General features: G+C 39.0%; 11 protein-coding genes. 3 read left to right on the forward strand and 8 right to left on the reverse strand.

The annotated features are described in order from the left end of the window. The first annotated feature begins 527 nt into the window (after nt 1–527). Nucleotides 528–2501 carry an alpha-L-arabinofuranosidase family protein gene (locus BM130_RS00175; protein ID WP_010527303.1) on the forward strand — a complete coding sequence of 658 codons (1974 nt, stop codon included), beginning with the start codon at nt 528–530 and terminating at the stop codon, nt 2499–2501. A 670-nt stretch (nt 2502–3171) separates the two neighbouring features. Here the strand turns inward: BM130_RS00175 and BM130_RS00180 are convergent. From BM130_RS00180 to BM130_RS00215, 8 genes are all read right to left on the reverse strand, one after another. After that, entirely contained in the window at nt 3172–5319 is a 2148-nt protein-coding gene (locus tag BM130_RS00180) for an alpha-glucuronidase family glycosyl hydrolase (protein ID WP_010527302.1), read from the reverse strand. A gap of 438 nt (nt 5320–5757) precedes the next feature. Continuing rightward, entirely contained in the window at nt 5758–8424 is a 2667-nt protein-coding gene (locus tag BM130_RS00185) for a glycoside hydrolase family 3 C-terminal domain-containing protein (RefSeq protein WP_157998103.1), read from the reverse strand. A gap of 35 nt (nt 8425–8459) precedes the next feature. Further along, the gene (locus BM130_RS00190; RefSeq protein WP_010527300.1) at nt 8460–9542 is read right to left on the reverse strand and encodes an endo-1,4-beta-xylanase; all 1083 of its coding nucleotides are present in this window, start codon (nt 9540–9542) and stop codon (nt 8460–8462) included. A gap of 119 nt (nt 9543–9661) precedes the next feature. Beyond that, complete coding sequence (galB, locus tag BM130_RS00195; protein WP_010527299.1) at nt 9662–12418, reverse strand: beta-galactosidase GalB; 2757 nt, start codon at nt 12416–12418, stop codon at nt 9662–9664. 75 nt (nt 12419–12493) lie between these two features. Then, nucleotides 12494–14452, reverse strand: coding sequence for a RagB/SusD family nutrient uptake outer membrane protein (locus tag BM130_RS00200; RefSeq protein WP_010527298.1), 1959 nt, complete (start codon nt 14450–14452; stop codon nt 12494–12496). Nucleotides 14453–14463: 11 nt separating this feature from the next. Further along, nucleotides 14464–17532 (reverse strand): SusC/RagA family TonB-linked outer membrane protein, encoded by a 3069-nt coding sequence (locus BM130_RS00205; RefSeq protein ID WP_010527297.1) that lies wholly within the window; start codon nt 17530–17532, stop codon nt 14464–14466. A gap of 399 nt (nt 17533–17931) precedes the next feature. Continuing rightward, nucleotides 17932–22191, reverse strand: coding sequence for a hybrid sensor histidine kinase/response regulator transcription factor (locus tag BM130_RS00210; protein WP_010527296.1), 4260 nt, complete (start codon nt 22189–22191; stop codon nt 17932–17934). 342 nt (nt 22192–22533) lie between these two features. Next, nucleotides 22534–23682 carry a helix-turn-helix domain-containing protein gene (locus tag BM130_RS00215; protein ID WP_010527295.1) on the reverse strand — a complete coding sequence of 383 codons (1149 nt, stop codon included), beginning with the start codon at nt 23680–23682 and terminating at the stop codon, nt 22534–22536. A 492-nt stretch (nt 23683–24174) separates the two neighbouring features. Here BM130_RS00215 and BM130_RS00220 point away from each other — a divergent pair, with 492 nt between their 5' ends. Beyond that, on the forward strand, nt 24175–25203 hold the full coding sequence (locus BM130_RS00220; RefSeq protein WP_010527294.1) for a LacI family DNA-binding transcriptional regulator: 1029 nt from the start codon (nt 24175–24177) through the stop codon (nt 25201–25203). Between the two features lie 101 nt (nt 25204–25304). After that, nucleotides 25305–26051, forward strand: coding sequence for an SDR family NAD(P)-dependent oxidoreductase (locus BM130_RS00225; RefSeq protein WP_010527293.1), 747 nt, complete (start codon nt 25305–25307; stop codon nt 26049–26051). The last annotated feature ends 32 nt before the right edge of the window (nt 26052–26083 follow it).

Genomic DNA, 26083 nt, shown 5'->3' on the forward strand with positions numbered 1-26083 from the left:
GATGCCAATGATGATGAAAAATTACCCCATACAAGAAAGCGAACTTGACAACAATCCCAATATGGAACAAAATGATCCCTGGTAAAAACCCGGTGCCCCTCTAATGAATCATAATCCTTCACGCATTAGCCCCAGACCAAAAACTGGAAGTTATGCAACCCTTCTAACATTCAATAGACTAACGGAGCCGGTACTTTAAACAAGGTACCGGTTTTTTTCAACTGGGCACTATGACATAAAACTGGTGGGGCTTAATAAAGATGAAAGAAAGCATTATCACAACTTATCACGACTTGTCCCGGTCAGGTCTGGTTTCTGGAGAAACATGCATAAACCAAAAAGTAATTTCTTCATCCATCCCTACAAATCACCAACATTATGAAGGGGACAAATAGGTAAAAAAAGTGTACTTTTAATTATTAACCATACTCTATGTTGTCCTAAAATTCATTTTTATCTATTTTGGCTGCAATCAAAAAACAACGACCAAAAACCATTTAATAATCATTAAATCAAATTTTGATATTATGAAAAAGCTTCTTTTAAGTTTGATCTTTTCAACAATAATAGCCGCAACGCCAGGTATGGGTCAGAGCCGGTTAACGCTGGAAGTGGATCATGCCACCGCAGCAATAAAACCTTATATGTGGGGGATATTTTTCGAGGATATCAACTTTGGTGCTGATGGCGGATTGTATGCAGAATTGGTAAAAAATAGATCCTTCGAATTTTACGAACCCATGATGGGATGGAAAGAAGCCTCCAAGGAAGAGGGGAATGGTAAAATATTTATTCTGAAACGTGAACAAAAAAAGCCGGTTAATCCCACCTATCTGCGAATCGATAGCCGGAATGACCAAGGTTTGTATGGTGTGGTAAATGAAGGTTTTCGCGGGATGGGTGTCAGGGCCAATGAACGATACAACTTTTCGGTCATAGCTCGAAAGGCAGATGGTGACACCCCTGAAGTAGTGGTAGAATTGGTAAACTCCGAAGGTAGCGTTATAGGGCAAACCACAATCACAGGGTTCACCAAGGAATGGCAAAAGCTGGAAGGCTCCCTCACCTCTTCTCAGACCGATCCCAAAGCATCGCTCAGGGTAATGGTCAAGGGGAAAGGCATCGTGGATATGGATATGATTTCTCTGTTTCCGGAAAATACATGGAAAAACCGAAAAAACGGCCTTCGTGCTGATCTGGTTCAGATGTTGTATGATCTAAAACCCGGCTTTCTGCGTTTTCCCGGGGGATGTATCGTAGAAGGTCATGACCTTAGTCTGCGTTATCAATGGAAAAAAACGGTAGGTCCGGTAGAGGAACGGGAAATGATCATCAACCGGTGGAATACGGAGTTTATGCATCGCCATACGCCCGATTATTTTCAATCTTTCGGATTAGGATTTTACGAATATTTTCTTCTGGCCGAGGATCTTGGTGCCGAACCCCTTCCCATCCTCAATTGTGGCATGGCTTGCCAATACAATACCGGCGAACTGGTTCCACTGGATGAGTTGGATCCATATATCCAGGATGCATTAGATTTAATAGAGTTTGCCAATGGTGATACAACTACGCAATGGGGAAAACTAAGAGCCCAAATGGGACATCCCCAACCTTTTAATCTTAAATTTCTGGGAATAGGCAATGAGCAATGGGGCGAACAATATGTGGAACGCTATCAAAAATTCGCAGAGGTTCTTCGCCAAAAACACCCAGAAATAATGTTGGTGGGTGGCTCAGGTCCAAAACCTGAAGATGAGCGTTTTCATTATCTATGGAACGAAATGAAAGATGAAGAGGTAGATCTGATAGACGAGCATTATTACATGAGTCCAGATTGGTTTTTTAGCAATGCAGATCGCTACGACGATTACGACCGTAACGGGCCAAAAGTTTTTGCAGGTGAATACGCTGCACACGGACCGGAAAAAGAGTATCCATTATCTAAAAACACATGGTTGAGTGCCTTAAGCGAAGCAGCCTTCATGACCGGGCTGGTGCGGAATGCCGATGTGGTGAATATGGCATCGTATGCCCCGTTAATGGCACATGTAGAAGCTTGGCAGTGGCGTCCTGACCTCATTTGGTTCGATAATCTCAATGTGGTTGGTACTCCAAATTACTATGTTCAAAAACTTTATTCTACCTGTACAGGTAATGAAGTTTTAAACATCACTAAAGACGGGTCGCCTCTTACCGGACAAAATAAACTATATGCTAGTGCATCAAGAGATAAAAATAACGGAAAAGTTTATATAAAACTTGTAAATGCATCAAACAATTCGCAAGAAGTTATAATAAACATGAACGGGAATGCGAAGTTTGATAAAAAAGCAACGGTTTATCTGATGACTGCCGATGACCCCTTGGCGTACAACACTTTTGAAACGCCCAAAAAGGTTGTTCCCGTTCAATCGACAATCAAAATCAAGGGTAAGGTTATCCATGAAACTCTTCAACCCATGTCTTTCTATGTTTTTGAAATAGGAGCTAAGTTTTAAGTCAAGAAATTTTAATTAAAAACTTATAGAGCCCGGCAACAAATTGTTCTTTTCATTCGTATATAATTTATTTAACTCATTGGCCGAATGGAACTCGCATGACAAAGAGTTTTATACATTCTCTTTTGTGAAAATCTCTCATTGTCATGCTCGTTTCATTATTATATAATTTATCTAATTCATTGGTCTAATGGAATTCGCATGGCTTAGTCAAATTTATACATGTGCTTTTGTGACTAAAATCGCCATGCTCGTTTCATTAGTATAAAATTTACTTATTTTATTGAACTATTTAAAATTAGTCATTAGTGGTTAGTCGTTAGTCATTCAACACTAACCACTTGTTGACTAATGACCTAACAGCCTATCGGCCTATTGACCTATTAGCCCTTCTGCCTGTGCACTTATGCCTAAATATTTATATACATGTTCTTTGGTGGAAACGTTCTTGGTTCTAATCATTTCATAACGATTAATCATTGCCGGGCCTTATGCTTTTAATCTGTATCGATGCAGTACTTTAACCCTTTCTGGTACCAGTCATTATGCACAAACTTCAAATCTTTGACAGAAAAACGACCGAAAAAACGATCACGGTTTCTCTCAATTAAATCAAAATTACATCATAACCGGCATTTTCTAATCAATAATCCATCGTAATTGAACAAACTTAATTATGATTTTTCATATCAAATTTAAGATTCATTAATTCATCCAAATCGTGTTCGGGACGTTCCAGCTCATAAGGGATGGGCATCTTTGAAAAAGTCTGAAAATAAAGAACGCACGCATCTCGCCACCATTTGGCTTCGCGAACCTGTACTTTTAGTTTATGTTGCACATGTTCAAACCGCTCATCATCAATCCTACCTCGTAAGCGATCCCACTTTTTTTGCATAAGCTTAACCTCATCAACACCACGATAATAGTGATAACACAATTCCTGCCATAAAGTAAGTCCGGAACTAAGTCGATAATCCCAAGGCAGATGATGAAACCACAATAATAGATTTTGAGGACAAGTCTTAGGATTGTTAAACATAGAACACAAAGGCTCAGCATATTGAGAAACGGCATTACTACCCGATTTACTTCGATTAAAACCAATCCCTTCTTCCGAAGCATTATGATAATAACGAGGCAACCAATCCGGACGGGCACCTTCAATGTCAGTCCAAGGCGCAGGACCATAATGATGATCCCACCCCATTAAGTGATGTAACCCCATAGGTGTCATATAATTAACTACCGCCTCACGCGACCGCATCATAATATCCAGCACAGACTCCACGAATACCGAATCATGGGTAAAAGTCATTTTTATCCATTCCCTTGCTATGTCTTCGGGCTTCAGGTTATGATTCCAGGCGAGACGTCCAAAAGCATACCAGTTAGCCTGGGCAAAATGATGACCGGTCCAATTAATATCACGACCTATATTAGCCACCCCAGCAATAGCTGAATATTGATGTTTGAACAAAGTACCGTTGGTAACTATGGCTACAGTTGAGCCCTCATTTTTAACATAAGTATCACTATCCAAACACTCTTTTTGTAAAGGGGCCAAATAAACCAAATGATCAGAAAACCCTAAATACTCTTGAGTAATTTGAAATTCAATCATGAGAGGAGTTTTTTCCATAGCGCCAAACAGAGGACTAAACGGCTCTCTTGGCTGAAAATCTATGGGCCCGTTTTTAACCTGAATAATCACATTATCCCGAAACTGACCATCAAGAGGAACAAACTCATCATATGCCTGTTTGGCCCTATCATCCCCGGAAGGCGAATAAACGAAAGCTCTCCACATCACAATGCCGCCATAAGGTTCAAGTGCCCTGGCCAGCATGTTGGCCCCATCGGCATGAGAGCGGCCGTAATCCTGAGGTCCTGGCTGTCCTTCGGAATTGGCTTTTACAAGAAATCCACCAAAATCGGGAATGGCTTCATATATCTCTTTTACTTTTTGATTCCACCATTGCTGAACATCTTCCCTTAAAGGATCTGAACTAGGCAACCCTCCAATTATGACAGGGGAAGAAAAATTAATAGACATAAAAACTTTAATATTATACGGTCGAAGCAAATCGGCAAAACGAGCAAATTTCTCTATATATTCTTGATCAAGCACTTTAGGATTAGCATTCACGTTATTTAAAACTGTACCGTTAATTCCAATAGAAGCATTGGCACGTGCGTATGTCAGATATTGATGTTTCAGAGCATCCAAAGTTTCTTTACGGTTCCACCAAATGGACCGACCTGCATAACCTCTCTCAACGGTCCCATCAAGATTATCCCAGTGATTTAGCAACCTAAATTTATATTTTGGTCTTTCAATAATATTTAAAGAATCTAATGGACATCCTGTTTGCATAAGACGAATTAAAGCAAAGGTACCATAAAGGATGCCTGCGTCGGTATTGGCAGTAACGATAATTCTTCTGACGCCATTTCTCTTTACAGACCTGATAACAAACCCCTCATTAGCACATTTTTTCAAATTCTTTTCTATGTCCGGAATATTCCAAAACTGATTTACATTTTTACCAATTAAAAGACTGCACTTAAAGGGTTTCTTCTGAAATTTTATATCCACACCTGTCAAACCTACAAAAGCCTGTGCCAGTTCTTGTTTAGCAACTTCAATTGTAGAGCTGCCTTCCTCAAAATAAACCTGCGCATAGGGAATATAAAGAGACTGGAGGTCCGAAGGAAGCTTTAAATACCTCATCCACAACGCCTCACCAGATTCTGCAGAGACTTTTACAGAAATAACCATCAACCCCAATAACAGAATATATTTTCTTACATACATATCATTAATTTTAACATCCAGATAATAGATAAAGCCATCGTCTATTTAAATTAGACCATTCTATTTAAATCAATCCAATTACCCGGGAATTAATAAACAAGATAGATTAAGTAGTCGGGAGGACGTACCATCCCCCTTTCCCTTATAAACAAACGCCAACTAAACCCAAAACATTGGAAGGGAATTATGGGTTGCCAATGGGTCGGTATAAGGCGCTAACTGGTTCAACTCATTTTTTTACACCGCTTTTTATTCGGGGAAATTCAGAGAAACGTACAGATCAGCTAGCAAATATGTCTGAGGATGCCTAAATCACCGTGAAACTTAAAATATACCTGGATAACTCTTATGAAAATCCAAAGAAGTTACAAAATAAATAGTTGTTGATTATGACATCCTCAGACACAATAAAATATCAAACAGATAAATAGGTTAATTTCAAGGAACAATATAATCACCTTCTATATATACCAATTTTTCCAAGGCATATCCCTTGGCAATGGCTTCAGGATTTGGCTGCCGTCCTCCCACGCTCAGTTTAAGATTTCCAGCTGGAACCACCAACCCGTTTTGAGGCTGATAAACGGCCAGTTGTTCAGGCTTGAGAGTAAATGAAACCGTTTTAGTTTCACCGGCTTTGAGTGCAATTCGGTCAAACCCTTGCAGGCTCCGAATAGGTGCTGATTCTACATCAGGATGTGAAACATAAAGTTGGACAACTTCGTCGCCATCCCTGTTTCCCGTATTGGTTACATCCACATGAACGGTAACCTCTTTACCTGCTTCTAATTTATCCGGAACAACCAGGTTGTCATATTTAAAAGAAGTGTAGCTAAGACCATAACCAAAAGGAAATAGAGCTTCTCCTTTAAAATATTGATAAGTACGGCCGTCCATACTATAGTCTTCAAACGGCGGCAATTGCGTTACTGATTTATAGAAGGTAACGGGTAACCGTCCAGCGGGATTGTAATCACCAAACAGAACGTCGGCAATAGCTGTTCCACCAGCTTGTCCAGGATACCAGGCTTCAAGAATAGCCGGAACATTCTCGGCCTCCCAATTGATAGCCAAGGCACTTCCGTTAAGTAAAACCAGAACCACAGGTTTTCCCAGAGACATTATGGCTTTCACCAAATCGGTCTGAATCTGTGGCAATTTTATGTCCACCCGATCTCCACCTGAAAATCCAGGAACATTAACCGGCATCTCTTCTCCCTCTAAGTTTGGACTCAATCCCATAAACATCAAGACAACGTCAGAGGCAGCAGCTATTTGAATAGCCTCTTTTTTCAGGTTACGACCCGGGACATCCCAGAGGAATTTCATTACCGGATACTCAGTATTATTCTGTGTATATTCTATAAGAACCTTATATTTTTTCCCTTTTTCAAGATGAATGGTTTCATAAAAAGCTCTTGGATGATGAATATCATTCCATTGAGCCATAACCTTATCATCGAGTAATACTTTATAGGAAGAAAACCCTTCGCCACCAATAGCATACTGCCCTGATACAGGTGGTACCAACCATCCGGACCACCTTACCGAAAACTTATCGTATTGCATATCCTCGAAAGGAGGGGTTGTCCACCATGTGAAATCAACATTTTTATCGATACGAACATGTAATGGATCACCTTGTAAGTTGATATTAGCAAAGTATTCACCTTTCAATCCGTTTTGAGAAAGCTCTTCATCCACGAAAAGATATTCTGAGGGAACGGGCAATAAATAAGGGAAGCCCTCGGCATGCCTGCACCCTAAAGCATATTGAACATTAGCGTTGGGAAGCTTTTGTCGTATCCCATCTAAAGGTGTAACAGGGTTAGATGGATAGCCATTATAATTCGCCAGCAAAACGTCCAGATTATTGGCATTAGGTCCAATAACAGCAACATTTTTAACATTTTTGTCTAACGGAAGGGTATTATTGTCATTTTTAAGCAACACCATTGATTTACGTGCGGCTATCAATGCCAGTTCCCGATGTTCTTTGCTGTCGACCACGGAATAGGGGATATTTGTATAAGGCACCATTTCAGGAGGATCAAACATACCGAGCCTCAAACGTGCTTCCATCAATCGTTTCACTAAAACATCAATCTCTTCTTCACTAACAAGCCCTTGTTTAACAGCATCCACAAGGGCCGGATAAGAATTTCCACAATTCAAATCGGTGCCTGCTTTAACGGCCATAGCAGCAGCTTCTTCCACGGTTGGCACAACCTCATGATGCCCTTTTTTATAGAAATCGGCTACTGCCCAACAATCGGAAACAATGTAACCTTTAAATCCCCATTCATTACGCAAAAGATTTTCAACCGGTTTGCTGCCACAGCAAGGCAAACCGTTATATCGGTTATATGCACACATAACCGAATAAACACCAGCTTCCTGAATTGTTTTCTTGAAATGAGGAGTATAAGTCATCAGAGAATCGCGAGCAGAGGTTCTGGCATCAAAGTGATGACGGTCGGGTTCAGGACCACTATGGACTAAAAAGTGTTTAGAAGTGGCCACCAGTTTAAGATATCGATCATCATCACCCTGCAAACCCTTAATATAATCAACCGCGAGCTCACCTGTCAAGAAAGGATCTTCACCGTAAGTTTCCATACCTCTTCCCCATCTTGGATCGCGAAAAATATTAATATTAGGTGTCCAAAAGGTGAGTCCTTGATAGATTCCGCGTTTTCCCCGTCGTGCAAAATCGTGATGCTTAGCCCTGGCTTCATCGGAAACAGCTGTTGCAATACGGTACATCTCTTCATCATCCCACATGGCCGCCATACCAATAGCCTGAGGGAAAACGGTTGCAATTCCGGCACGTCCCACCCCATGCAAACACTCATTCCACCAGTTGTACTCAGGGATTCCAAGACGCTCAATAGCAGGAGCTGCATGCTGCATTTGAGAAACTTTCTCTTCTAAAGTCATCTTCGACACCAAATCGGCTGCCCTTTCCTCAAAAGGAAGGGTTGGATCTAGATACTTCTCTTTTTGTTGCTTACATGCTGTAGTAAGACCAAGCAATAAAAATAAAAACAAAACTTCCTTTAACCAATTTTGTTTATGGTTCTCAAAAATATTTGTATTATACATAACCATTAATCTTTAAAAATTTTATTTCAATCGAATTAATCATTCAATACTTCTAATAATCGATAGTAAGCTGGTTTTGGATTTAATGCAGAGTCGAAAATTAAAGGGGCAACTTTTTTCCCTTCGGTAAATCCCGGAATCCAAGACAACCCATCATGCTCACCCCACACAATAAAGGAATTAGAATTTTCACTCTCCAAAATCATCTGCATTAGGGCACCATAATAATGAGCTTGCTTTTCCAAAGCTTGAGGTCCAAAATCATTAGAAGGGATGCCAATGTCAAGTTCTGTAATATTAGCCATCAGCCCTAGATCCCCTATTCGTTTAATATTTTGTTTAATTTCGTCCAAATCAATCTGATCAACAGTAAAATGAGACTGGAGGCCGATGGCATGTATGGGGATATTATTTTTTACCAATTTGGATGCCAACTCATAGACGGCATCAGACTTTTCATTCATCCCTTCTGCATCATAATCATTGTAATATAATATGGCATCAGGGTCAGACCGATGCGCATAAACAAAAGCAGAATCAATATAATCCGGACCAATAACCCTATACCAAACAGATTTCCTAAAATTATCTTCTTCTTCAACATCAATAGCTTCGTTAACAACATCCCACTCCTTTATTCTTCCTTTATACCTGGAAACAACCGTTGTAATATGATCTTTCATTATCTGCAATAATTCCTGGCGAGATAAAGTAGTATCATTCATCCAATAAGGTATTTGTTGATGCCAAACCAGACAATGTCCTCTAACTTTCATATCATTGGCTTCCGCAAAATTAATCAACTGATCGGCCAATTCGAAATGAAAGACCCCTCTTTCTGGTTGTATATAAACCGGTTTCATGATATTTTCGGCCACCAAAGTATTGGCATTTTCTTTTAGAATTTTAACATAAGGATCATCTGCTGACATATTGAAAAAACTCGTGTGGACAGCAAATCCAAAGTTTAATCCTTTTTTATCTGCAGCTTTTCGTAATCCATGATATGAATTTTGACATGACATCCAAAACATCCCAAGAATTACCAAAACACCAATTTTTTTCCCTATAAGCATATCCAATAAATTTAATTCAACAATTATAAAAAAAGCATTCATTCACAACAGGTTAATCACATAAAAAGAACTTCAAATCATAAGTTCATATTTTTCTATGGAATCCCTACAGAACATTGTAAAATTCCATGTTTGAGTAACGATGACTTTCCGGCACATAATCATTTACTTTTAATTTTTACTTTGGCAGCTTTTAAACCGGAAGAATTAGCCGAAACAACGATTGTACCTGTTTTTTCCGGTTCTGCCCGGACAATAACTAAAGCCAAACCGTTAAAAGCATTCCTCACCTTTGAAGGGAAAGCCGTCATATCAGCAGGATTTCCATTATCGGTAGCAACAATAGTTCCCGGGCCTTCAATACTGAATACAATTTCGTGATTACTACGGGGAACTACAAGACCATCCTTATCAACAATTTCTACTGTAATAAATGCAAGGTCATATCCGTTGGCCTCAATGACGTTTCTATCGGCCGTAAGGCGAAGTTTGGAAGCTTCACCAGTAGTTTTCACAACCGTCTGAGCCCAAGGCTTTCCATTTTTAAAGGCCAAAGCCTTCAATTCACCCGGTTCATAAATTACATTATCCCACCTCAACCGATATTCAAATTTATTCTTTCTTTTACGACCTAATGATTTTCCATTAAGAAAAAGTTCAACCTCATCACCTGAAGTGAAAACATGAACCGGGGTAATCTTCCCAACTCTTTCGGGCCAGTTCCAATGGGGCAATATATGAACCATAGGTAAATCTGGTCGCCAATGAGCCTGATAAAGATAAAACCGATCTTTTTTAAAACCAGCCAAATCAATGATACCTGTATATGAACTGCGGGATAAATAATATGGTGTTGGTTCTCCCAAATAATCAAAGCCATTCCAAACAAATTCCCCCGCAACAAATGGATGTTTCTCTAGTTCTCTAAAGACTTTATCGGCAGATGATCCAAAATCTACAGCATAAAGTTCATAGGAACTTACTTGACGATTTTTTGAATCTCCGCCCATTCCATCCCGAATAGGTGAACTCAACTTATCAGTAACAGGAAATAAATAAACACCTCTGCTGCTCATGGCAGATGCTGTTTCACTGCTAAGAATCACTTTATTGGGAAATTTATCATGAAAGGCTTGATAAGAAGGTGGTCTTCGTATACGCTCAGTACCTTCAAACATCGGATCTTGCCTTATTCCTTCACCCTGATAATTTAGGCTAATAACATCGAGAGCTTCAGGGAAAGGCATATGTGGTTGAGCATAATTCATGGATGCAGTAGTCAATCGGGTAGGGTCCTCATCCTTTACAATTGCTGCTAGCTTTCTTGCCAATGCAGCCCCTTCTTCGCCGGTATATTGTTCACCAACCTCATTGCCAAAGCTCCAAAGAAAAACAGAAGGGCAATTTTTATCTCTACGAACCATTGCTCTTATATCCTGTTCAAACCATTCAGGGAAAATAAGATGAAAATCATGAGGTGTTTTTTTCATCTCCCAGCAATCAAAAATTTCATCAATTACGAGAAAACCCATCTTATCAGTTAGCTCTAAAAGCTCGGGTGCCGGAGGATTGTGTGCCATTCGTATGGCATTACACCCCATTTCTCTAAGTATCTCAAGCTGACGTTCGGCAGCGCGCGTATTGAAAGCTGCCCCCAAAGCACCCAAGTCGTGATGCTGGTTAACTCCCCTAATAGGAATATGTTCACCGTTGACAATCAAACCACTATCAGGGTTAAATTCAATCTGTCGAATTCCAAATCGAGTTTCATAACGATCTAGTCTGCTTTTATTTTGAAAAATTTCTGTAATAGCCACATATAACTTAGGCTCTTGTGTAGGTGGTGGGCCCCAAAGTCTTGGATTGGGTATTTCAATAACATTTTCAACATGAACCTTCCCTTTAGGAAAAACGGATGTTTCTTTGAGTTGGGAAACAGCTACGGGAGATTTTTCCGGAAGATCAACTTCCTCAAAAGCAAATACAGAAGTAACCACCTCAATATCCGCTTTTCGATTTCCTGTATTTTCAATATCAATTTTAATTTTAACGCTTGCTTTAGCCGAATCGATGTGCTCAGTAGAAATAAAAGTACCCCACTGAGCCACATGAACAGGATTGACCACTGTTAACCATACATTACGGTAAATGCCTCCACCGGGATACCATCGAGAAGAATAGTTTGGATTGTCTAACCGAATAGCCAATTGATTGACTCCTCCGAAAACAAGATAAGGAGTAAGATCCAGTCGCCATGAGTTATAACCATAAGGCCATCCCCCAACCAAATAACCATTAAGCCATACCATAGCGTAAGACATGGCACCGTCCACATCTAAAAAAACCGTTTTCCCAGACCAATCCTCAGGAATCACAATTTTTTTCCGATACCAGGCTACGCCGTTAACGGGTAATCGGCCCATACCACCCCCTACTTCAGAATCCCATCCTTCCTGAAAGGGTCCGGTAATGGCCCAATCGTGAGGCAAATTAACTTGCTGCCAAGAAGTATCATCAAAATCAATTTTAACAAACGGGAAATTTTCTCCAGGGTTACCCTCGGGTCGTACAAAGTGCTTGGAAGAATCTTTAATGAAAGCATTTCCGGAAGGGAGAATCCAGGGTTTTAATACCACCTGCCGGGCTTTCACTTTCTCTGCTTGCGTAGGCCGGGAATCGGCCACTCTCAATTCGGCCACCTGTTTTAACTCAGGACGTACATCATAAATTAAATCATCCGGTTGCTCGCCCTCTTTATATTTATAAAATTTCCAATCCCTGTTGATGGAAATTTTCTGCCTTGCCGGAAGTACTTTTTGATCAGAAGAAGAACAACTAAAGAATAGAAAAATTATGGCAGTAATAGTATAATACCTTGAAAATCTTGAAGCACAATTACCAGAATAAAATAACCCCATAAGTTAAAAATTAAATTTGGTGTTTTGGTTGTCCCTAAAATAGAACAACCAAAACACTTGTTCTAATGATATGAATTAATAATATCCTGGATTTTGATAGGCCTGTTTTTCTTCATCAGACAATTCTAATGCATCAATTTGGCTTTGTGGGATAGGACGAAGGTAATGATAATCTTCTATGGTTCTTGTAAACACCTGAGGATCTTCTCCTTGCCTATCAAGTTCTGACGGTCCAATCTCATAAGTAGCTGCAATTCTATCCCAAGTCTGCGTTCTTACCAGGTCATACCACCTGTATCCTTCACCATAATACTCTCTAGACCTTTCGTCCAGGATATAATCAATGGTTATCTCATTTGGTGTGGCAGCGATCATTTCCGCACTACGATCTTCATCTTTAGGTACATTGCCATTGTTATGCCAACGCCACTTTCCAGCGCGAGCCCGTATAACATTAATTAAATCTCTAGCACTTTTACCTGGCTGAGTTATAGCTCCTTTAACAGCAGCCTCAGCACCAATAAAGTAAAATTCGGAAAATTTTGCAATATTGAATGGACGAGTACTTCCAGCATTAGGTTGACCTAACCCTCCGTTATTATCGGTTCTATAAACCCCAAGTTTCCAAAGACCGGGATATCTCAGCCGGCTGATTCCCCGAGGAGAAATAACATAATCAGCTCTGCCTGGCAAAACGCCTGCACCTACATTACTATTATATTGAGAATTAGAATAATCAATAGGTTCTGAAGGTTCTTCATCAAGAAAAGTTAAAATAGGTTCTCCCGGATATACTATCAAATTATTAGCATTGTAAACATATTCAACCTCACTACCACCTTTAGGCCAGTTACCCCGATAAACCGTAGTAAAGGTTCCATCATAACGAGAATCATTAGTCTTATCGGCAAAAGTGTTTTCAATAACACCAATTGTGGGGCACATACGAGTCCAGGGCCTACCTAATGCCTGAGTAGCTTCCCTTTGAACAGAGCTAATAAGTTCATTCCACTCTGGGTCCGTTGCACTTCTAAGGTTGGTATAATTCCAGGTCATCATCCACACAGCAAAATTATCCGGGGCACTACCACTTCCGTAGGTCAGACTTCCTCCGTTATAATACTCACTCTCTTCAGTGTGATCAGCATATAGTAAAATTTCATTGTTTCGATCATTTTGTGCAAGATTGACATCATAAAAAGTCTCCTGCAAACCATAAGGTCCTGGATTATCAATTGCTTCAACAGCTATGTCATAAGCCTTTTGAAAATACCATTGGGCATCATGCCCGTCAGGATCGACCCGATCAGTTTCCGGATAGGTTGGAATGTTATTAGGATTTTCCAACCACCAGCCATAAGTCAAATAGGCTTTTGAAAGAAACAAACGCGCCACATTTTTGGTAACACCACCGGTTACTCTTGGGTATTCGGGTAAATCATTTACAGCCTCAATTAAATCGGGGAAAATAGCTTTTGTATATACTTCCGGAACTGTATTACGAACTGAAAGACGTGAAGGGGAAGTATTAAACGCTAATTCTCCGGCGCCCAAATCCAAAGGCACTCCGCCAAATGTTTGAACCAGCATAAAATAATCAAAGGCTCTAAAAAACTTGGCTTCGGCAATAAGGGAAGGCGGAATAGACTCTACCTCTTCGGCATTTTCTATAATTCCGTTGGCAGTATTAATATTAGGGAAGGCTGCCGACCATAAAACATCAGCCCTACTGCTGCTAGGGGTTAATGATCCGGCACCGGATAAATCCATATCTTTAAAATTAGCATCAGCACTTTGAGCATACGTTACCTCATCCGTTCCTGTTAGGCAAGCATTGTAATAATATGCTTGTCCATAAATATATCGTAGATGAGCATACAAAGAAGTTATACCTCCTATAACTCCTTTTTCGGTTTTAAAATATCCTGGTTCATAGATGCTTCTAGGTTGCTCATCGAGGACATCCGAACATCCCCAAAGGAACGCCATTAATACTATTGTTCCAACAACTTTTTTTATATATCTGTTTTTCATTGTTCTGTTGTTTAAAAGGTCAAGTTAATACCAAATAAGAAATTTCGAGTAGATGGGGTATTAGTACCTATGGTTAATAACCGAGGTTGATAAGTTTCTGTAACAGCGACATTTTCATTCCCATACGAATTGGTTTCGGGGTCCATTCCTGATTCTTTATGATAAGGAGAGAACAAAACAAAAGGATTTTGAACAGAGAAATAAACTCGGCATCTATCAATCCCTGTTTTATCTAACCAATTATTCTGATTAAAGTTATAACCCAATGTAAGGGTACGAATTTTCAGATAAGATGCATCAAAATAACCTAAAGTACTACCATACTTGGGATTATCCCCGTCGGTAATTCCTCCTGGTTTGGGGTATCTTACATTAGGGTTTTCGGGCGTCCAGTAATCAACATCCACATTACCTCTTCTACCATTTAACATATTAAGATAACCTGAGGCAGAGTAAAGAGTACTAATTAATGTACCACCTCCTTGAAAAACACCAACGGCAGAAAAATCAACATTTTTATATGCTACTCGTGTATTAAATCCACCCTGAAAATCGGGATCTACTTCAATAACCTGACGGTCGTCGGGACCTATTTGGCGAACCGGGGTTCCGTCTTCATTATACCCACCTGTATATTTAACTTTAATCATCCCAACATTACCTCCGGGTTCCAAAATATCCAGATAGGGATCTCCCTCTTGCCAGAGCCCAATTCTTTCATAATCATAAATAACATTTATAGGGTGTCCAACAAACCACCAATTGCTTTCATCCCTATCCTGTCCAGATGCCAATGCCACCAATTCATTTTTATTAGAATACAGGTTTATTCCGGCTTCCCAGGTCCAGCCATTAAGATCATCGATAATGATTCCATTAAGAGATATTTCAAAACCTTTATTTTGTGTTTCTCCAATATTGGCCATATAACTGCTCACCCCTGAAGTACTTGGCAAGTTAACTTCCAGCAATATATCCTTTGTTTTCTGAACATAATACTCGAAGGTACCGGAAATGCGATGTCCCAATAAAGAAAAATCTACCCCATAATTCCAGGTTTCGGAATACTCCCAGCCCAGCTCATCATTAGGTAACTCTGAGACATAAAAACCAGTTGCGAACTCACTTCCGAAATTATAGGGTCGAGTATTTAATAATCCCAACGTTTTATAAGGGTCAACGGCTTGGTTAGATGTTTGCCCGTAACCAACTCTTAATTTTAGGTTATTAATAAAATCCAAATCCTGCATGAAAGTCTCCTCCGAAATATTCCAACCCACGGATACAGCCGGATAGGTATGCCATTTATGACCTTCGGCCAGTCGGGAAGAACCATCGGAACGAATCGTCGCCATTACCATATAGCGATCATCAAAAGAATACATAACGCGTCCCATCCAAGACAGGAGTCCACTCACTTCATAATCTTGATCTGCAGGGTCGATGGTAATCTCACCATCTGCCCGGCCCAGATTATAAAACTGAAAATGGTCGGCCGGAATATCCTTAGCTGAAACTTGTGACTTGTTATATTTGGTCTCTTCAGCCGAATAGAGTGCTACAACATTCAATCGGTGTTTGTCGGCAAAAGTTCGATCGTAAGTCAATAAATTTTCGATAGCCCAATTAGTGGTAAATGAATTGGCAATGGTAGCAGTAGACGGGGTTGTAGCATTGGATGCAAACACACCTTCTCCGGTATAGCTTCCTTCGTTCTTTGTACGAAAATTCAAGCCAATATTTAACCGATATTTTAGTCCTTCGATTCCCGGGATTTTCACCTCTCCAAACAAAGTATTGTAAGACCCAAAAACTTTATCCTGATCAATCCATTTGTCTCCTAAATTATTTATTGTCTCCTCAGTATAAACCCACTGTTCATCCAAAGGCATCTGAACAGTTCTTTTCAAGGAACCATCTTCATTATAGGGATTAGCTATTGGAGATAAACTTAATAATCCATAAAGGCTTAAATTATCTCCATTAGAGATAGAATAGTTATTATTGGATGTAAAACCCAAACGAAGATACTCACCTATTTCCTGGTCAAGAGTTCCTCTAAAAGAAAAACGTTCATAGTCTTGCCCAGGGATTACTGCTTCATCCTTATAGTAGCCAATTCCAAAGTTATAACTACTATTTTCACCTCCACCGGCGATACTCAAATCGTGACTAGTAACCATAGCAGAGGTATAAAACATATCCTGCCAATCGGTATTTATGTCATTGGATTCATCCAGAGTATTGGTAAACTGACCGGCAGCTTCTCTTAATTTAACAAAATCAGGGCCGTCCATCATCGGATATTCAGCAAAAAGAGTTTTGATTCCGTAATATCCATTATAAGAAACTTTTGCAGCTTGTCCCTTCTGTCCTTTTTTGGAAGTAATTAAAATAACGCCATTTGCTCCTCTCGAGCCATAAATAGCTGTTGCTGAAGCATCTTTTAAAATATCCACACTTTGAATGGTATTAGGATTAATATCACCAATTGACCCGGCAAAGGGAATCCCGTCCAAAACAATCAGCGGATCATTACTGGCATTTAACGAACGCGTACCCCGGATGCGAATTTGCATTTCAGAACCTGGCTTTGTAGAAGTCCTGCTCATCTGCACACCGGGTAACCTTCCCTGCAGCGCTTCAGTAACATTGGAAGAAGCCACTTCATTCAATTCCTCACCTTTAATTGATGCAACTGAACCAGTAACAGCTTCTTTTCTTTGTGTACCATAGCCTACAACAACAATCTCGTCCAGAGCCAATAGATCTTCTTTCATCACCACATCAATAACATTTCTGTTTTCTACCGGAACAACAATTGGTTCAAATCCAACAAAATTAAACCTTAAAGAAGCGTCCTCTGGAACACTTAAGGAATACTCACCATTTATGTTTGTAATGGTCCCTGTAGTGGTACCTTGAACAACAATATTGACACCGGGCAAAGGCTCACCATTGGTGTCAGTAACTTTTCCTGTCACCCTTATCTCTTGTGAAAGGGAAACAAATGATACCGATAAAAAAAGGGTTAATGCAAAAAATACCCTTTTCGATAATAGTCTATGATTTTTTTTCATTTCGTTTAATTTGTTAATTAGTTAATATATAGAAGAAACCAAGCCATTCAATTATCCAAATCCAAGAAGACCGTTCTGTGCTGTAATGCCTCAACAATTAACAAATATGCACACCTTACTTTTCCCCAAAGCTAAAAATTCATTTTTTTTAACAGGGCATCCAATCATTTAGCTTTTAAACTATCCAAAAATACGGACAAAGAATGGCGAACGAGGAGATATTTTTATTTTAAAGGTTTACAAATGCTAAAAAAGGTGGAGATTTTTAGCAAAACAGTGGATATTTTTACATTTAAGAAAATTAAACCAAAAATTCATTAAAAAAATACGTCCACGATTGTATGATTAATAACTATAACTCAACACACAAAAATAGAGATAGTAAGTAACAGTATTTTCTCAATCGTGAAATTCTTTAATATAATCCGAAGGCTTTTTCCCAAACTGTTTGTAAAAACATTTACTAAAATATTTGGGATCGGAAAAACCGACCATAAAGCTTACTTCAGAAACAGAAAGTTTATCTTGACGAAAAATCTGCGCGGCTCTTTTTATCCTCATAGAACGAATAAATTCGACTAAAGAAAGACCGGTTAATGTTTTTACTTTTTTCAGGATTATTGAATGACTCATATTCATCTCTTGTACTAAAAACGCCACATCAAATTTCGGATCTGCCATTTTAGCTTCGGTCACTTCCATAAGTCGTTTCAGAAATTTTTCATCCAATGGAGTAATTACTTTTTCGGAAGGTTCGACCAACAACTTTCCGGTAAACTTTTCTCTAAAAGCTTTTCGAGATGCCAACAAAGAATCGATTTGTGCATTTAATATTTCCAAATTAAAAGGCTTGGTAAGATAACTATCGGCCCCGGATTTTAAGCCCTCGATAACATCTTCTTCTCGAGATTTAGCTGTAAGCATAATAACGGGAATATGACTAGTTTCAATATTAACCTTAAAATTATTTACCAAAACCAACCCGGAAATACCGGGAAGCATAATATCACATATTATCAAATCAGGCATTAGGGCTGGAACCTTTTTTTGTGCTTCATTCCCGTCATGAAGAGCATACACCCTGTACTTTTCTCCTAAAACGGTTAACAACCATGAAACCAATTCCAAATCATCTTCAATAAGACAAATTAAGGAGCGACTATCACGACCATTATTTATTTTACTGTTAGAGTATTTCGGCTTTTCAAAGGTAAAACTTTTAGGTTTAGTTATAGTAGAATGGTTAGTTCCAAAAGGCTCGAATGAAGATATGCTATCAATATTTGTTTTTTCTAAAACTTCACCAACTTTTTCAGGTAAACATATCTCAAAGCAACATCCTCCTTCCGAGCGATTGTAGACATGAATGGTCCCATGATTCAATTCCACAAACTCCTTTACGATCGAAAGACCTATTCCTGAACCGCCATGATATTCCTGTTCTTCGAGAATCCCCTGGTTAAAACGTTCAAATACCCTTGACAAATCTTTTTCAGGAATACCGGGTCCTGAATCACAGACACTAATTTTAATTTTATGCTTATTATGGTCATTACTGTCTCCTATTTTTCCCATTTTTAAGATCACCTCTCCACCCGCAGGTGTAAACTTAAAAGCATTCGATAACAAATTATAAATTGAAGTAGAAATCATTTTTGGGTCTGCAACAATAAAAATATCTTCTTTAGACTCAAAATGCACCATAATGCCCTTTTGTAAAGCCATGGTACTAAATGCAGCCAAATGATCTCTCGCTATTTCAGTTAAATTAAATTTGGATAGTTTAAGAATAGAGTGTCCAGCATCAATTTTTCTGAATTCTAATAATTGATCAACCAAATTCAGCAATCGTTTCACATTCCGAAACATAACCATAAGCATCTCATAAAGCTCGGGTGTAATATTTTTTCGTTTGATAATTTCTTGAAGAGGGGCATAAATTAAGGTTAATGGCGTACGAATTTCATGCGAGATATTGGTAAAGAATTTCATTTTGGCCTCGCTTATTTCCTTGTCTTTTTTATGTTCCAGGCTTTCAATAATTAACTTATTCTTTTCTTTTACTCCAATTAAAGAATATTTTCTAAATGAAAACAATAGCGCCAGCAAAAGAATCAAATAGCCACCATAAGCCCACCAAGTTCTCCATAAAGGTGGATTTACAGTAAAAGAAACAGATGCCACAGGTGCCGCCCAATTGCCATAAAAATCAGTTGCTTTTACTTCAAACACATAGTTGCCCTCATGTAAATTGGTATAGGTAGCCCGTCTATTTTCACTTGATGTTACTTGCCAATTTTCATTATAACCTTTTAATCGATAAGCATATTGATGCTTGCCCGGATTTGAATAGTGCAGTGCTGAAAAATCAAAAGATATTTCATTGTTACTGTAAGATAAAACAAAATGATCGGTATAATTAATAAACCGATCAAGAATCACTTGTCCATTGATCTTAAGACCCGGATAAATAAGTTGATTATTTACACGAATATTGGTGATCTGGACTTTAGGTGGGAAAGGATTAGCCTGCAGACTGTCGGGATGAAAGCAAGCTATCCCGTCACAACCTCCAAAATACATAACACCGGACGATTTATCCTTAAAGGATGCATTAATATGCAATTCTCCGATAGGTAATCCATCATTAATGCCATAATTAAAGAAACTCTGACGTACGGGATCGAATTTGGAAACACCTTTATTGGTTCCTATCCAAAGATTTCCATGACCATCCTCTTCAATAAAAAAAACCAAACCACCAGAAAGTCCCTCCCGTTCAGCATAGGTCTTAAAAGATAATGTTCCTTGAAGAGCTGATTCCACTAAATCCCTGCCGCCTGCTGAGACGACCTTATTTAATCCGCTTCCGGTAGCAATCCAGATATTTCCTTTTTGATCTTCAAGAATATCATAAACATCATTATAACTGAGACTATTTAAATTTTGAGGATCATTTTTGTAACTAACAAATTCCCCCCTTCTATTAATCACGTTTTCCAAAAGACTTACATTTATGCCGCCTCCTTTAGTGCCAACCCATAGTAAGCCATTAGAATCCTGCAAAAAAGAAAGCACTTTATCACTACTCAACCCAAGAGATTGAGCCACAGAACCAAAATACCGTTCAACCAGACCTTTGTTCTTATCCACAAATCCCAGTCCTTGGCCCCAAGTTCCATACCATATACGCCCGTCACGGTCTTCATAAACCGAAAACACAAAACCATTGACCAGATACTTTTTAAAACCGGTAACCTCATCATAAGCGATTAGGCTATTGGTAGCAGTCCCAATCCACAAGATGTTATCTCGGTCTACTAAAAGAGACATTATTTCATTTGAACTTGGTTGGTCAAGCAACATTGCAGGATCTATATTATATAGCCGTGTCAGCCGGCCCAAATGATGCTCGTAAACGTATATACCATTTCCTGCGGTGCCCACCCATAGCCGCTTGTCATTCCCGGTCAATGCCGTAACCAAACTATTGTCAAAACGGTTTATACCCTCTTTTGCAGGATGAATTATTTGAAAACTTTTTGAATACAAATCAGTATAGGCTATTCCTTTACTTTCGGTGCCAACCCATAAAACCCCCGTACGATCAATCATCAGGGAATTTATCAAATCATCCATAATATAACCTGTCCCATCACCATTACTATCATAATGAGCTGTCACCTCTTCGCCGGTTATTCGAAACAACCCGGCCCCTCGTGTCCCTGCCCAAATATTACCTTCATGATCTATTTCAACGCCTTCTACACGATTAACAGGCAACCGTCTCGATGAAGGAGAAATGGCATTAAACCAGAGTATCTCTAAGTTTCTTCCCTTTAAAGCACCTGATGGAATTTTTAGCAACCCATCATAAGAACCTGCCCAAACATTACCTTCTTCATCTTTTTTAAGAGATGTAAAAACAGACGTTTCTATTGTCTCATTAGAAACTGAATAAAAATTATTCTTTCGAATATCATAGAGAAATAATCCTTCTTTGCACCCAACTAAAAGCGATCCCTTTTTAACCTCTAAAAGAGAAGTAATAACCAGGTTATTCCTATTAGGTTCTATTACCCTTCCTTGATCATCATAAAATAAAGCCTCCTTGGATACATTTCTGATGGAAATATTTTCCTCATTATTTTTTTCTAAAGAAAAGACCAAAAGGCCCTCGGAAGTACCTACCCATAAATTATTCAAGCTATCCAGAACAAGACTCTGAACAAGATCATCATAAGTTAAACCATTGAATCTAATAATTTTACCCGTTGCATATTCCAGTCGATTCACCCCTCCACTCCGGGTTCCTATCCATAAATATCTGTCATGATCATTTTCCAGGCATGTAATTTCGTTATTAGAAAGACTATTAGGATTATCCTTGTCATATTTATAAGTCAAAAATTCGTAACCATCAAAACGGTCTAACCCATTCTTAGTTCCTATCCACACAAACCCTTTATTATCCTGCAACATACAATATACTGATGCCTGCGAAAGACCCTTATTACCAGGTATACTTCGAAAAGAATCCGTATAATAAGAGGTACCGGACAGTTGTATGGCGCAAAGGAAATTAACTAAAATGAAAACACCAATCTGTTCTATTCGAATACGAATTATATTTAAGACCCTTTGAAAAAAAACTTTCATCCGTATAAAATTTATCTAATTCATTGGTCTGATGGAACTCGCATGACCTAAAGTTTATAAATGTTCTTATTGTGACAAAATTTCCTGGTCATGCTCGTTTCATTCGTATAAATTTTGCTTATTTCATTGAATTATTGGTTCCTATATTTAGTTATTAGTGGTTACTTGTTATATATCAGCACATCGTTTACATGATTTTAATTGAATAAAATATCAGTACCTCGTTTACACTAATTAAAATCTGTAACGAGATACAGTTTGTTTAATTCAGCTTTTGCCCCCCGAGGGGGGCGCGCCTTCTAAGGGAGGCAAAATATCATAAGTTCATTGACATATTGTTTTTTAGTCAACAGGCATTACAAATGGAAACACATGATGGATATAACAATCTTGCTTTACCAGAAGAACGTGTTGATCTACGACTATTTCTGCAATGACATAAGTATAGATCAACTCCTTCTTAACAATGAAGCTGGTTTGTAATATTGAAAGTTTTCTGTCGCTTCTTATGAAACGTATAAAAATTACAGAACCATCAACCATTGAGATTGGATCCTTCATGTTTATATGCCCAAGCTTGTATTCTTCGGAGATTGACTTTATTTGATTCGGAGTTTTACCTCCTTGGATAGAGTAACGGTGATTCTGATTGTGAAAATCAGCAAATTCAAGTGTCTTCTTTTCCAGATCTTCATACGATGTGAACATTTGGGCAGAGAAGAAGTACTTAGCTAAATTCGAGTTAAATTTTTCAATTACTCCGTTCCTCCAAGGTTCAGATGGAGGGATGAAGATGGGCGTTACACCTTGGGACAAAGCCAACCGTATTACTATTCCAAAACTTCTGGGATAGCGATTACTTCCTCTAAATGATAGTTCATTATCCATTTGGAGATAATCCGGTATGCCATAAATAGTCCAGAACTGAGCAAGACGTTGCGCTATTGTTTGAGAGCTTTTGTCTTTAATTGGATAAACTCCAACATGATGATTTTCAATATCGATGATGTTTTGGAAATAGAATCGGGAACCTCCTGATAGATACCTGGGACCAACCAAATCCATTTGTTGAACAAGAGTAAAATAATTTGGGTATTTAATGCCTTTCTTCTGTTTTACAATGCTGGTATTTATCAGATTATTCCGTTTCAATATCCGGTTTATTGTCGGTATTGAAGGCGGCTTTAATCCTAAACGTTTTATCTCATACATAATGCTTAAAGCTCCTGTTTGAGAATAACGGCGGCCTGCTAAAGTCTTTCTCACATTTATCACAAGTTCCTCCACTTTGGGGGAGATTTTGTTGTGAGTTTGCTTGGGTGCAGTTGATTTGGATAGATACCACGTATCTAAACCTCCTTGGCCATAGCGAGTAATCCATTTATGGACCCATTGTCGTGAACGCCCTAGTTTTTGGGCAATGTCAGATACCGCAATACCTTTTAAATATTGTTCTACTGCTTGTTGTCTGAGAATAAGTTCGTCTTCCATAATTATTGCTTTTTATGAAGACGAAAAAAACAATATTTCAAAGAACGTAAAAAATCGTTGTGTAAACGATGTATTGATATTTTGCTCTTACTTAGATGTAAACGATGTATTGATATTTTGTGTAAACGATGTGCTGATATTTATCAGTTACTCGTTAGTCATTAATTATTCAACACTAACCACTTGTTTGACTAATGACTAATCACACGGTCGTTGTAGATTTGCAATCCACAACGCATTATTTTCGGGATTTTTAATCCCTTTATTATACCCGATAAAGATTAAATCATATTTTAAACTTTTTTCTTTTAGTTTGTTTATGTGGATTGTAAATCCATATCTTTCGTTCTGCGTGGATTACAAATCCACGCAGACGTGGGTGGCTATCAAAATAACAAAACAATATTACAAAGTTCAAAAAATAATTTAATTGTGCAATCGATTGCATAATTAAAAAAATAATCTCTAATTTTGTCACACAAATAAAATTAGATGTTTCCCAGAGAGACAACCATACACGACATAGCTCGCGAATTAAATGTCTCAGCCTCAACGGTTTCAAGGGCATTGAAAGACCATCCAGCCATCAGCCCTAAAACCAGAGAAGTCATAAAAGCCAAAGCGCACGAAATGGGTTACCGTTCCAATGCTTTGGCCAGCGGTTTGCGGACTCGCAAAAGCAGTACCCTGGGGGTAATTGTGCCACGACTGAACAGCTATTTTATGTCAACGGTATTGGCAGGAATGGAAAAAGCAGCTGTAGAGGCCGGGTATCACCTCATTATCATGCAGTCGTTCGAAATGGAAGAGAAAGAAAAGGAAAACATCCGTCTTTTGTTCAATCACCGGGTGGACGGACTAATGGTATCTACCACTTCACCCGCTTCAGACCCGGACTATTTTGAGCCATTTTTTAAAAAGAACATTCCGGTAATCTTTTTTGACCGCACACCGAATAATCAGGAGAAATACAATTGCGTAACTATTGACAATAAAAGAGCAGGTTATCAGCTCACTCGTCATCTTTTGAAAAACAACAGAAAAAAAATCCTGCATGTCACGGGAAATAAAAAAATAGAAGTATACCGGCAAAGGCTTGAAGGCTACAAACTTGCGTTACATGAAAAAAACCTGGCGTTTGACCCTACGCTGGTGTGGGAAACCGGACTCGGTGTCGATGACGGAAAACAAATAGCAGAAAAAATACTTAAAATGCCCGCCCTACCCGACGCCATTTTCGTAGCTAACGACACCTGTGCCATTGCCATTATGCATCATTTGCAGGCCCAGGGAATAAAAATACCGGAAAAGATTCAGATTACAGGTTTTAACAACGATCCGTTTTCTGCGTTTGCCAAACCTGCCCTCACAACAGTCAATTATCCCGGCGAAATAATGGGAAAGGTCACCGCAAATTCACTAATCCATTTAATAAACACTAAACATGTTGAGGAAAGGCCTTTTCACCATATTCTGGATTTTGAATTATTGATAAGAGAATCAACAATGAATCAAGCATAACCATGTTTGCCAAAACTAGTAACACAGATAACCTTGTGGTCAATAACTTAAATAACCACAAGAACCAACCAAAAGATTAGCTCAACTAAAAAACAAATCCAATGACAGAATCAAAAAAGACAGCAATAGTAACGGGTGGCGCAACAGGTCTTGGGAAAGCCATCACTAAAGCTTTTACGGAGGCAGGAATATTTACCATCATTATAGGCCGTACTCAGAAAAAACTCGATGCAGCAAAAGAAGAGTTTGGCGACCGTTGCGGGTATGAGCAATTCGATCTCACCAATCTCAAAGCAATACCGGACCTGGTAGATGCTTTGGAAAAAAAATATGGCTCATTAAATATTCTGGTCAATAATGCCGGGATACACCTTAAAAAGTTTGCACTTGACACCACGGACGAAGAGTTCCAAAAGGTTATCCTGACCAATCAGAATGTTGTTTTCACGCTCTCGCGCGAAGTAGCAAAAAAAATGGTCAATTACGGCAGCGGGGCCATACTAAATATTAGTTCTATGGCAGCCCATTATGGCATTCCACAAGTAATTGGTTATACGGCGGCCAAAAGTGCCGTAGAAGGGATGACCCGTGCTCTGACGGTGGAATGGGCACCCAAAGGGATCAGGGTCAATGCCATAGCACCGGGATTCATTTATTCCGAAATGTCGGCCAAAGCATTAAACAACGATCCTGAACGCAAACAAAAAGTCTTTTCCCGCACCCCCATGGGCCGGATGGGACAACCCGAAGAGGTAGCTTCGGCCGCGCTCTTTCTGGTTTCGGAGGCGGCCAGTTACATCACCGGTGTAGTTCTGCCCGTTGATGGCGGAAATTCCATCGGCTTTTAATTTACAGAAAACAAATATTCTACCCATTTCTT

Origin of the sequence: Thermophagus xiamenensis (assembly GCF_900112795.1) — a bacterium.
Lineage (GTDB): Bacteria > Bacteroidota > Bacteroidia > Bacteroidales > Marinilabiliaceae > Thermophagus > Thermophagus xiamenensis.